Consider the following 12,145-nt stretch of genomic DNA (forward strand, 5'->3'; position numbering starts at 1 on the left):
AGATTGTATGGATATGAATCAGTATTTAGAGGTTTTTATAGAAGAAAGTAAAGAACATCTTCAAACGTGCAGCGAACAGTTGCTGGTACTCGAAAAGAACCCGGAAGACCTCTCGATCGTAAACGAAATCTTTCGTTCCGCCCATACCTTAAAAGGGATGTCGGCGACTATGGGGTATGAGGATCTAACCAATTTAACTCATAAAATGGAGAATGTGTTGGATGCGATCCGAAATAGTCAAATCGCCCTCTCTTCAGAGTTATTTGATGTGATATTTTTAGCGGTTGATGATTTAGAAGCGATGGTCATGTCCATTGCCGAAGGTGGAGATGGAAAAAGAAATGTGGAGGAGGTTGTCCATCAGCTGGAAATGATTGAAAAAGGGGAGTCGCCCGTTTCTTCGACCATTGCAGAGATTGCAGCAGCTTCTGCCGTCCTTGAAAAAGAGGAAATGACTGCGGGAGAGTACGATGAATTTGAATGGACAGTGCTTCAGCAGTCCAAAGATCAAGGCTTCAACAGCTTTGAAATCTCGATAGGGTTGCGTGAGGACTGTCTTTTAAAAGCTGCCCGGGTGTTTATGGTTTTCGAGGTGCTTGAAAAGTCAGGTGAAGTAATCAAGTCACACCCGCCCGTCGAACTTTTGGAAGAAGAGCAATTCGATCAGCAATTTACGGTCACGATGGTAACAACAGAATCGAGTGATGAGATAAAGGAAAAAATCATGAAGGTTTCCGAAGTGGATCAAGTTGTGGTAAATGCCCTTGATCTTGAGGGCTTGAGGCATGCAGCCAATTCTATAGAGAACCAAGTTGCTGAAATACCGGAACAAGAGAAAAATAAAGCCGTGCTTCCAACTGATAATGATGATAAGAAAAAACAGGCACCCGTTAAGCCGGCATCAAGCAAGACCATTCGGGTGAACATTGAGCGGCTTGATATATTAATGAACCTATTCGAGGAACTAGTAATCGATAGAGGCAGACTTGACCAAATTTCCAGTGATTTGGATAATCAAGAATTACATGAAACAGTAGAAAGAATGTCCCGTATAACAAGTGATTTACAAACAATCGTTTTGAATATGCGGATGGTGCCCGTTGAAACTGTATTCAATCGTTTTCCTAAAATGGTTCGTCAATTGGCAAGGGATTTAAACAAGAAAGTCAATTTGGAAATCAACGGTGCCGAAACGGAACTTGACCGTACAGTCATTGATGAAATCGGTGATCCTCTCGTCCATTTATTAAGAAACGCCATGGATCATGGAATTGAAACACCTGAAGAACGTTTAGCGAAAGGAAAGAATGAAGAAGGTAAAATCCTGTTAAAAGCCTACCACAGCGGCAATCATGTTTTCATTGAAATCGAGGATGACGGTGCAGGAATCAATAAAGATCGAGTCTTGAACAAGGCGCTATCCAATGGGATATTAACCAAGGAAACTGCCGCCACCCTAACGGATAAGCAAATCTATGAATTGATATTCGCTTCTGGTTTCTCAACAGCGGAAACCATTTCAGATGTATCGGGGCGCGGTGTTGGACTGGATGTGGTAAAAAATACTATTGAGTCTCTCGGTGGATCTGTCACGATCGATTCCAAAGAGAATGAAGGATCCATCTTCCTTATTCAGCTTCCGCTTACATTGTCCATTATCTCTGTCATGCTGGTTGCAATCCAAAACGAAAAATATGCCATACCGCTTTCTTCGATAATAGAAACAGCAATCATAAAAAAAGCAGATATCTTGAATGCCCATAATCAACAGGTTATTGACTTCAGGGGAAAGATTCTGCCGCTTCTGTTCTTGAAAGATATATTTGAAGTGCCTATCAGTCAGGAAGAAGAAGAGTCCCTCTCTGTGGTCATTGTAAGAAAAGGCGATAAATTAGCCGGATTAGTCGTTGATTCATTCATCGGGCAGCTGGAAATCGTTCTGAAATCACTAGGTAATTATTTAAATAGCGCATTTGCAATATCGGGGGCAACGATTCTTGGTGATGGTCAAGTTGCTTTAATCATAGATTGCAACACATTGATTCATTGAATGATAGATAAATGGGGCAGGGGAATGGGTCGTTGGTTCACCCGTTTCGATTCAGGTTTTCGTTAAGACTGCACAACAATCATGAGTTTATTAAAAGGAGGGGAATAGATGTCGGAGGATATGAAAGTAATCGTATTTCAAATTAAGGATAAAGAATATGCAATTCCAGTTGATAAAGTCAGCGGTATCGAAAAGATTCTGCATATTACCAGAGTTCCAAAGGCTGTAAAGTTTGTTAAAGGAGTCATAAATCTAAGGGGTGTAATCACTCCAATTATTGATTTACGGGTGCGTTTTGGTTTTGAAGAGGTGGAATACGATGAATCAACAAGGATTATCATCGTCATTCTGGATGATATGGAAGTTGGGTTAATAGTGGACTCTGCCAATGATGTTTTGGATATTCCAGTGGAGAGTATCGAACCTCAGCCTGAAGTTGTGGGACATTTGGCTTCAGAATACATTAGCGGAGTGGCTAAAATTGAAAAGCGACTGCTCGTCCTAATCAATATGGAGAAGGCTCTAAGTCTGGAAATGACTGAAAATATGTTAAGAGAAGGATAATCATATGTCGTTCATTGAGAAAATCAACCCTTTTCAACTCGATATTTTGAAGGAAATCGGCAATATAGGTGCAGGGAACGCAGCAACTGCGCTTTCTGCCATCCTTAATAGGAAAATTGATATGAATGTTCCTAATGTCCGAATCGTTTCCTTTGATGAAATGATGGAAATGGCTGGCGGGGCCGATCACGTCGTCGCCAGCGTTTTCCTTAGAATAGAAGGTGATGCTTCAGGGAGTATGTTTTTTATCCTTTCGCTTCCTGTAGCCCAATACTTGATTCGTAAGATGACTGGTGATGAGACCTTTATGATGGAATCCGCACCCTATACTGAATTGGCGCTTTCTTGCCTTCAGGAATTAGGGAATATCTTATCGGGATCCTATCTCTCTTCCCTTTCTGATTTCACCAATTTGAATATCTATCCGTCCGTCCCATCCTTGAGCATCGATATGGTAGGGGCAACGATCAGTTACGGATTATTGGAATTATCCATAGTAAGTGACGCAGCCATCGTCATTGATACTGTGCTTGAAAAAGACCAACTTTTCGCTGACTCCATTAATGGTCATTTCTTTTTATTACCTGATCCCGAATTTTTTGATATCATTTTTTCCGCTTTAGGAGTGTCACCTAATGACTGAATTGTTAAAGGTCCAGGTTGTTAAGGTTGGAATAGCGGATATGAATATAATAAAACCTCCCTATACAATTCGCACTTCCGGGTTGGGTTCGTGTGTTGGTGTTGTAATTTATGATGAGAAAAAAGAAATTGCAGGTTTGGCACATATTATGCTGCCTGACTCTTCATTAGCTAAATCGGGGCCGATCAACGTTGCCAAATTTGCAGATACGGCAATAAAGGAATTAGTGCAGCTCTTAGTAAAAGAAGGCGCAAGAATGCCATTCCTAAAAGCGAAGTTGGCTGGCGGAGCACAAATGTTTCAATTTGCATCCGGAGGGGATTTAATGAGAATAGGACCCCGGAATGTGGAAGCTGTCCGGAAAGAGTTATCTGACTTGCGCATTAGAGTCGTCGCTGAAGATGTTGGCGGGAATAGCGGAAGAACGATTGAATTCAAATTAAGTGATTGTTTGCTAAATATACGGACCGTTACAAAAGGGACTAAAAACATATAGGATCGGATTTGGCTTTTGAAAAGCCAAAAATATGACAGGTACACTTGCAATCGAATTATTATTGCATTTATGGCTTTAGGGGCCGTATTGATCACAAATCGTATAACAATGTTAGGAGGATGTCCAATGTCTCATCTGACCATCGAAGAAGAGCAGTTATGTTGGAAGAATTGGGTGGATCGCAGAGATCCGCTAGCCGGGGACATTTTGGTGAAGAAATACATACCTCTCGTATCGTATCATGTTCAACGTATTTCAGTAAGTCTTCCTAAAAATGTGAGCCGTGATGATATAAGGAGTTTAGGGATGATGGGGTTATTCGATGCCCTGGAACGTTTTGACACGAAGCGTGACCTGAAGTTTGACACATATGCATCATTTAGAATACGTGGTGCTATTTTAGATGGATTAAGAAAAGAGGATTGGCTTCCGCGGAGCGCAAGAGATAAAGCCAAGAAAATTGAAGCTGCAATAGAAAAGCTGGAGCAGCAATACATGAGGAACCTTTCGCCAAATGAGATTGCCGCTGAATTGAATATTCCGGAAGATGAAGTATATGCTGCATTAAATGAGAACTTCTTTGCCAATGTACTATCCATGGATGAAAATCCCCAAGAAGACGATAAAGAAAGCGCGAATTTTCATATTAAAGATGAAAAGGCGGATTTACCTGAGGAACATGTGTTAAGGGATGAACTGTATGTTGAATTAGCCAAAGTCATAGAAACCCTTAATGAAAAAGAACAGTTGGTTTTACAGCTTTTTTATAAAGAAGAACTAACATTGACCGAAATCGGGCAAGTGATGAGCCTATCTACATCACGGATATCCCAAATTCATTCAAAAGCGATATATAAATTAAGAAACACGATGCAAGATCAAAAAAATTAATCATGATATTTTATTGAAGAGGGCTACGGAGTCTGGGAAGCATAAAATCCCAATTGAACTAAGAAGGCCCCCTGCCAGCTTGAAGAATTGATACGGGTACCCGCATCAATAATGCTTCGAGATTACAGAATGTTCGAACTGTACTTAGCCAATAAGAGCAAAACAACAGATTGACTATTCCGGTTTATTAGGAGGCAACATGACAGCATTTTTTATATTTCTGTTGTTTGTATTAAACATATTCACCATTTTCGCCATCATCGTTTTATATCTTCGGCAAAATCGTTTAAGTAAGTTGGAAAAAGACCAAAAAGCCATCATTGGAGAAATGGAACAACTTTTGTCTGGTTATTTAATGGAGATGAAAGAGGATAACGAGGCATTGGTAAAGGCATTCACCAATTCGGTGGCAATGGATCACGAGCAAGGTCAAAAAGGACAAGTACATGGCTCGATCAAAGAAACAAAGGAAGATAAAGAAGAAAAACAAGAACAAAACACGCTGCTAGAGTATAAAGAGGGAAGCCGCGCAGCTGCTAAAAAGCAGGCGATCAATGCCTATAAAATTATGCCTGAAGAAAATGAGACCAATGCTTTACCAGTAAAAGTCAAGGACAAATTGGAGCTGTCACCGGCAGCCGCTTCCCCAAAAAAAGAGGTGAAGCCGGCTGGCATGGAATTTTCGGACATGCTGGAGGCTTCGTTAAATAAACGATCATTAAATGAAAAAGTGGATATGTTAGCGGATCAAGGACATTCAGTAGAGGAAATCGCCAAAAAGTTAGGTCGCGGTCAAACCGAGATTGAGCTATTACTAAAGTTTCGCATGAATAGATAAAGTTATCTCTTGATTGTGCAGAGCCATTATGATATATTATGAAATGGTGTTAATACACACGCCCCGTGATTCTTGCAGATGGTGCTGTTATGACAGTTTCTGTATGAAAATGATCGGTGCGGAGGAAAAACAAAACCATTTAGGAGGAACTAAAATGTCAGTCATTTCTATGAAACAATTGCTTGAAGCTGGTGTGCATTTCGGACACCAAACACGTCGCTGGAACCCAAAAATGAAGAAATATATCTTCACTGAGCGTAACGGCATCTACATCATCGACCTTCAAAAAACAGTTAAAAAGGTTGAAGAAGCTTATAACTTCGTGAAAGAACTAGCTGCTAACGGTGGTACTGTTCTTTTCGTCGGAACTAAAAAACAAGCTCAAGAATCTGTTAAAGAAGAAGCTATCCGTTCTGGTATGTACTATGTAAACCAACGTTGGTTAGGTGGAACTTTAACAAACTTTGAAACAATCCAAAAACGTATCGCTCGTCTTAAAGATATCGAAAAAATGGAAGAAAACGGAACTTTCGAAGTACTTCCTAAAAAAGAAGTTATCCAACTTAAAAAAGAATGGGATCGCTTAGAGAAATTCTTAGGCGGTATTAAAGATATGAAGACTCTTCCAGATGCGATCTTCGTTATCGACCCTCGCAAAGAGCGTATTGCTGTTGCGGAAGCACACAAATTACACATTCCACTTGTTGGTATCGTTGATACAAACTGTGATCCGGATGAAATCGATGTAGTTATTCCTGCGAATGACGATGCAATCCGTGCTGTTAAATTATTAACAGGTAAAATGGCAGATGCTATCTTAGAAGCTAAACAAGGCGAAGAAACAGCAACTGAAACAACTACTGCTTAATAAGTAAAAAAGGTTGCTTATTCAGTAAGAAAAAAGGTGATAAGAGGATAATGCCTTTTATCCCTTTTTTTTGCACTAAATAAGCATACATAAAATCACTGTACGTAATGTCTTTTTAAAAAGGTATGGGCGATTTTTCAGGGATGAAAATGTTCCGTCATATTGACTGGAAAAGTGGATGTTTTTTCAGTCAATATTGTCAAGTCTCGTTATTTTCTTTGATGATAACAAGTATTTTTTGGCAATAATGGGTAAAGATTGAATAAACTGCATTTAATTTGAGGAGGATATATATTATGGCAATCACTGCACAATTAGTTAAAGAATTGCGTGAAAAAACTGGTGCCGGTATGATGGACTGTAAAAAGGCACTTGTACAAACAGAAGGCGATATGGAAAAGGCAATCGATTTCCTACGTGAAAAAGGAATTGCAAAAGCTGCTAATAAAGGCGACCGCATTGCTGCTGAAGGTCTAACTTCAATCGTTGTGGAAGGAAACCAAGCGGTTATCCTTGAAGTGAACTCAGAAACTGATTTCGTTGCTAAAAACGAAGGCTTCCAAACGCTTGTTAAAGAATTGGCTGGATTCCTTCTTGCTAACAAACCTGAAAGCGTTGAAGCAGCTCTTGAGCAAACAATGGAAAATGGAGCAAAAGTAGCAGATCATATCAATGCTGCAGTTGCTAAAATCGGGGAAAAATTAACTCTTCGCCGTTTCCAAGTCGTTTCTAAAACAGATAATGACGCATTTGGTGCATACCTTCACATGGGTGGACGCATCAGCGTACTATCAGTTCTTGAAGGTACAACTGACGAAGAGGCAGCTAAAGGCGTTTCAATGCATATCGCTGCAATCAACCCTAAATATATCTCTCGCGACCAAGTAGATGCTAGCGAATTAGAACGCGAACGCGAAGTTCTTACGCAACAAGCGCTTAATGAAGGCAAACCTGAAAAAATCGTTGCAAAAATGGTTGAAGGACGTATCAATAAATTCTACGAAGAAATCTGTGTTAACGAACAAGCTTTCGTTAAGAACCCAGATCAAAAAGTGGGACAATTCGTTGAATCAAAAGGCGGAAAAATCCTATCATTCGTTCGTTATGAAGTAGGGGAAGGTCTTGAAAAACGTCAAGAAAACTTTGCTGAAGAAGTAATGAACCAAGTTAAAAAAGACTAATTGTCAGATAATTAATAATAGGGAACACTCTGGTGTTCCCTATTTTTTGAAATGTCATGAATTTTTGGTAGAATTGCAAGAAAGCATGATGAACGAATGAAAAGATTACATAGTTGGAGGTTCTCATGAGTAACGCTAAATATAAACGTGTCGTTTTAAAACTAAGTGGCGAAGCATTAGCCGGTGAAGAAGGATTTGGAATTAACCCTGCAGTAATTAAATCTATTGCTGAACAAGTCAAGGAAGTGGCTGAGCTTGATGTGGAAGTGGCTGTTGTTGTCGGCGGCGGAAACATTTGGCGCGGGAAAATAGGCAGTGAAATGGGCATGGATCGTGCTAATGCCGATTATATGGGTATGCTGGCTACAGTCATGAACTCATTGGCATTACAAGACAGCCTTGATCAGCTTGGAATTGAAACGCGCGTGCAAACTTCCATTGAAATGAGGCAAGTCGCTGAGCCATACATTAGACGCCGTGCTATCAGGCATCTAGAGAAAAAGAGAGTGGTGATTTTTGCAGCTGGTACAGGTAATCCATACTTCTCAACGGATACCACTGCCGCCCTGCGTGCTGCTGAAATTGAAGCTGATGTCATCTTGATGGCGAAGAATAATGTGGATGGCGTATACAATGCAGATCCGGTTAAGGACAAAAATGCAGTGAAGTATGATAAACTTTCCTACCTTGATGTGATTAAAGAAGGGTTAGAAGTAATGGATTCAACTGCGTCCTCACTATGCATGGACAATGATATTCCATTGATCGTCTTCTCGATCATGGAAAAAGGTAATATTAAACGGGCCGTATTAGGCGAAACGCTTGGTACTATTGTAAGGGGGAAATAAAAGATGCCGAAACAAGTTATTTCGAATGCGAAAACGAAAATGGAAAAAGCCATTGGAGCGTATACACGTGAATTAGCAAGCATCCGTGCCGGAAGGGCAAATGCCTCATTGCTGGATAGAATCTCGATCGATTATTATGGATCGCCGACACCGGTTAATCAGGTGGCTGGTATTTCTGTCCCGGAAGCTAGACTGTTAGTCATTCAACCATATGATAAAACGGTTTTGGGTGAAATTGAAAAGGCGATCTTGAAATCAGACTTAGGCTTAAATCCTTCTAATGATGGATCGATTATCAGGATAGCCATCCCAGCCTTAACGGAAGAGCGAAGAAAAGAGCTTGTGAAAGTCGTTAAAAAAGAAGCGGAAGAAGCGAAAATTGCTGTCCGTAATGTGCGTCGCGATGCTAATGATGATTTGAAAAAGCTTGAAAAAAGTGGTGAAATCACTGAAGATGATTTACGTGGCTATGCTGATGACATCCAAAAGATGACAGATGGCAATATCACGAAAATCGATGAAATTACAAAAGATAAAGAAAAAGAAATTTTGGAAGTGTAATTCCCATTGAAGAATTGATTAAATAAAGAGGGCCGAATCCATACTGGGTCATGTCTTGGTTCTAACATATAGGTGTGCTTAAAGGAGAAAACTGTTATAATAAGGTTTCTCCGATAATGATTACTCCTTGAGTTAGTATGTTGCATGCAAACGTTGGAGGTGGTCCTTTTTTGCATTTTTCATGGTAATCATAACCGGTTTTAGAAAAAAAGAAGTAATGATTTCTCCCTTTCTAGCTTCTAATAAAGAAATAATTTTCATATTAATAATATGAGAACCAGTTTTTTTTTGATATTATAATATAGATTCTTTTTAAGCGGCAGAAAGCTTGATATACATAGTGCACGAAAACTTTGCCTTTGTAGAGAGATAAGTACAACCTGATGGGGGACTAACATATGTATTCACTTTGGAAGCGTTTCGTTAAAAAAGATGCTTCTTCCGATGTAACAAATAGGATTCAGCATATTAAACAGTTTGATGTTCCTCGGCATATCGCCATCATTATGGATGGGAACGGCCGTTGGGCCAAAAAGCGTGCATTGCCACGTGTAGCGGGTCATCATGAAGGAATGAAAACCGTTCGTAGAATTACGAAAGTTGCCAATAAATTAGGGGTCAAAACTTTGACAGTCTATGCGTTTTCCACTGAAAATTGGAAACGTCCGAAAAGTGAAGTCGACTTTTTGATGAAGCTTCCCCAGGAATTTCTGGGAACATTTTTACCAGAGCTCATTTCAGAAAATGTAAGAGTTGAAACGATAGGGGACTTGTCACTCATTCCGTCACATACTCAAGGTGCCGTTAAACGGGCAATGGAAGACACGAAAGACAATGATGGGATGATTCTGAATTTTGCCCTGAACTATGGAAGCCGTGGGGAGATTGTATCTGCAGTGAATAGCATCATCCAAGATGCTAAGAATGGTATAATAAAGGAAAATGTAACTGAGGAAATGCTATCCAGTTACCTGATGACCAAACATTTGTCGGATCCTGATTTACTGATCCGTACAAGCGGTGAAATCCGTTTAAGTAATTTCATGCTTTGGCAGGCGGCTTATACTGAGCTGTGGTTTACTGAGGTGCTATGGCCGGATTTTAGTGAAGAGCATTTATTGCAGGCAGTTGAGGAGTATCAAAAGCGTTCACGAAGATTCGGTGGCGTTTAATGTAGAAGGCGAGGAAAATGGAATAATGAAACAACGAATTATTACGGCGGTCGTAGTTGCCGCTATCTTCATTCCACTAGTCATTTTAGGGGGCACTCCCTTTTTACTGACGGTATACCTGTTAGGGTCAATTGGTTTGTATGAACTGATGAAAATGAAAAAGTTACGTGTACTGTCTTTTGAAGCATTTCTTTCCTACATATTATTGTGGGTGCTTTTATTGCCTAATGAGCATACTGCTTTTTTAGCAGAAATAAATTACGATAAAGTTCAAGTTTTCTTAATCGGGGTTTTGCTGCTGTTGCTTTATACAGTCGTTTCAAAAAACCGTTTTACTTTTGATGACGCAGGCTTTCTAGTGATTTCAATCCTATACTTGGGGATAGGCTTCTATTACCTATTTGAAACACGTGACTCATTGGGGTTGGGGCTGATCTATATCCTGCTTACCCTATTTACGATCTGGGCAACCGATTCCGGGGCCTACTTCATAGGTAAATCACTAGGTAAAAGAAAGTTATGGCCAGAAATAAGTCCAAACAAGACGGTGGAAGGATTTATCGGCGGGTTATTTTCCGCGATGGTAGTGGGGGTTCTATTTTACGCCTTCTCCAGCCTTGATTACACGTTATTACAATTATTATTGATTTCGTTAATCATTGGGGTATTCGGCCAATTGGGCGATCTCGTCCAATCGGCGTATAAACGGCATTATGGCGTTAAGGATTCAGGAACGCTTCTCCCGGGACATGGTGGAATTTTGGACAGGCTTGATAGCGTGATATTCATTTTACCAATTTTGCATTTATTGCACGTTTTATAATATAAATATAGGCAAGTGTTATCTGAATTAGGAGATGAACAATTTGAAAAATATCAGCCTTTTGGGCGCGACAGGATCGATTGGTCAACAAACAGCGGATGTAGTAAGGTCCCATCCAGATCAATTCAAGATCGTGGCGCTTTCTGCTGGAAAGAATATGGAATTGGTCAGGACTTATATAAAAGAGTTTGAACCGAAACTGGTTTCAGTCCAGACGGAAGAAGATTATCATGTTTTGAAAAGTGAATTCTCCAGCCGCAAAGATATCGAGTTCATGTATGGGGATGAGGGTTTGACTGCTGTTGCCGTTTATGGTCAAGCGACGATATTGGTCAATGCTGTAATCGGAAGCGTGGGTCTTTATCCTACACTTCAAGCAATAAAGGCTAAAAAGGATATTGCGATCGCCAACAAGGAGACTTTGGTGACGGCAGGTCATTTGGTCATAAGTGAAGCAAAAAAAGCGGGAGTTAGATTGCTGCCGGTTGACAGTGAGCATTCCGCTATTTTTCAGGCATTGCAAGGTGAAAAGGAAAAAAATATAGAACGACTTGTCATTACTGCTTCAGGAGGCAGTTTTCGAGATCGGACCAGGGAAGAATTGAAGGATGTAACGGTGGAAGAGGCACTGAACCATCCGAACTGGTCAATGGGAGCTAAAATCACGATCGATTCGGCATCAATGATGAATAAAGGATTGGAAGTAATTGAGGCCCACTGGCTATTCGATCTTCCCTACGATAAAATTGATGTATTGCTACATAAGGAGAGCATCATCCATTCCATGGTTGAGTTTCATGACTCCAGCGTGATAGCACAACTGGGGACACCGGATATGCGGGTGCCGATACAATATGCACTTACTTATCCAGACCGCGTTCCGCTGGCAGGACGCAAACGGCTTAACCTTGCTGAAGCAGGCAAACTGCATTTTAGCGATATGGATTTCACCAGATATCCTTGTTTGCAATTCGCTTATAAAGCGGGTAAAATGGGCGGAACGATGACTACTGTGCTAAATGCCGCCAATGAAGCCGCAGTCTCTGCATTCTTATCTGGAAAGGTAACCTTCCTTGATATTGAAACATTGATTGAAAAAGCGCTGAATCAGCATTCCGTCATAGCCCTTCCAGATTTAGAAACGATTCAGGAAGTCGATCATATGACAAGGCAGTATATAGAATCTTTAGTGAAAGATAGGTGACCGGAA

Annotated in this window: 13 protein-coding genes; all 13 read left to right on the forward strand. The window is 40.4% G+C overall.

Annotation, left to right across the window (positions count from 1 at the left end; all coding sequences use genetic code 11):
- Window positions 1-7: 7 nt before the first annotated feature.
- The 13 genes from ABC374_RS06940 to dxr all read left to right on the forward strand — a co-directional run bounded on the left by ABC374_RS06940 (window position 8) and on the right by dxr (window position 12,139).
- The gene (locus ABC374_RS06940; protein ID WP_350302017.1) at window positions 8-2,050 is read left to right on the forward strand and encodes a chemotaxis protein CheW; all 2,043 of its coding nucleotides are present in this window, start codon (window positions 8-10) and stop codon (window positions 2,048-2,050) included.
- Window positions 2,051-2,158: 108 nt separating this feature from the next.
- Window positions 2,159-2,614, forward strand: coding sequence for a chemotaxis protein CheW (locus tag ABC374_RS06945; RefSeq protein WP_350302018.1), 456 nt, complete (start codon window positions 2,159-2,161; stop codon window positions 2,612-2,614).
- 4 nt (window positions 2,615-2,618) lie between these two features.
- Window positions 2,619-3,257 (forward strand): chemotaxis protein CheC, encoded by a 639-nt coding sequence (locus ABC374_RS06950; protein ID WP_413016640.1) that lies wholly within the window; start codon window positions 2,619-2,621, stop codon window positions 3,255-3,257.
- Window positions 3,250-3,753: a chemotaxis protein CheD gene (locus tag ABC374_RS06955; RefSeq protein WP_350302020.1), complete on the forward strand. Its 504-nt coding sequence runs from the start codon at window positions 3,250-3,252 to the stop codon at window positions 3,751-3,753. The genes ABC374_RS06950 and ABC374_RS06955 overlap by 8 nt, the downstream gene beginning before the upstream one ends.
- Window positions 3,754-3,879: 126 nt before the next feature.
- Window positions 3,880-4,644 (forward strand): FliA/WhiG family RNA polymerase sigma factor, encoded by a 765-nt coding sequence (locus tag ABC374_RS06960; RefSeq protein ID WP_101224668.1) that lies wholly within the window; start codon window positions 3,880-3,882, stop codon window positions 4,642-4,644.
- A gap of 199 nt (window positions 4,645-4,843) precedes the next feature.
- Window positions 4,844-5,482 (forward strand): DUF6115 domain-containing protein, encoded by a 639-nt coding sequence (locus tag ABC374_RS06965; protein WP_413016642.1) that lies wholly within the window; start codon window positions 4,844-4,846, stop codon window positions 5,480-5,482.
- A 154-nt stretch (window positions 5,483-5,636) separates the two neighbouring features.
- On the forward strand, window positions 5,637-6,350 hold the full coding sequence (gene rpsB / locus ABC374_RS06970) for a 30S ribosomal protein S2 (protein WP_034313644.1): 714 nt from the start codon (window positions 5,637-5,639) through the stop codon (window positions 6,348-6,350).
- A gap of 296 nt (window positions 6,351-6,646) precedes the next feature.
- The gene (tsf, locus tag ABC374_RS06975) at window positions 6,647-7,531 is read left to right on the forward strand and encodes a translation elongation factor Ts (protein WP_137019722.1); all 885 of its coding nucleotides are present in this window, start codon (window positions 6,647-6,649) and stop codon (window positions 7,529-7,531) included.
- A gap of 125 nt (window positions 7,532-7,656) precedes the next feature.
- Entirely contained in the window at window positions 7,657-8,379 is a 723-nt protein-coding gene (gene pyrH / locus ABC374_RS06980) for a UMP kinase (protein WP_034313639.1), read from the forward strand.
- 3 nt (window positions 8,380-8,382) lie between these two features.
- Entirely contained in the window at window positions 8,383-8,940 is a 558-nt protein-coding gene (gene frr, locus ABC374_RS06985) for a ribosome recycling factor (RefSeq protein ID WP_034313637.1), read from the forward strand.
- A 398-nt stretch (window positions 8,941-9,338) separates the two neighbouring features.
- Window positions 9,339-10,112 (forward strand): undecaprenyl pyrophosphate synthase, encoded by a 774-nt coding sequence (uppS, locus tag ABC374_RS06990; protein WP_413016644.1) that lies wholly within the window; start codon window positions 9,339-9,341, stop codon window positions 10,110-10,112.
- A gap of 25 nt (window positions 10,113-10,137) precedes the next feature.
- A complete protein-coding gene (locus ABC374_RS06995) occupies window positions 10,138-10,935 on the forward strand; it encodes a phosphatidate cytidylyltransferase (protein WP_260357096.1) in 798 nt (265 codons plus the stop codon).
- 43 nt (window positions 10,936-10,978) lie between these two features.
- Window positions 10,979-12,139, forward strand: a complete 1,161-nt coding sequence (gene dxr, locus ABC374_RS07000; protein WP_413016647.1) for a 1-deoxy-D-xylulose-5-phosphate reductoisomerase — start codon at window positions 10,979-10,981, stop codon at window positions 12,137-12,139.
- The last annotated feature ends 6 nt before the right edge of the window (window positions 12,140-12,145 follow it).

Origin of the sequence: Peribacillus phoenicis (assembly GCF_047238085.1) — a bacterium.
Classification (GTDB): Bacteria; Bacillota; Bacilli; order Bacillales; family DSM-1321; genus Peribacillus.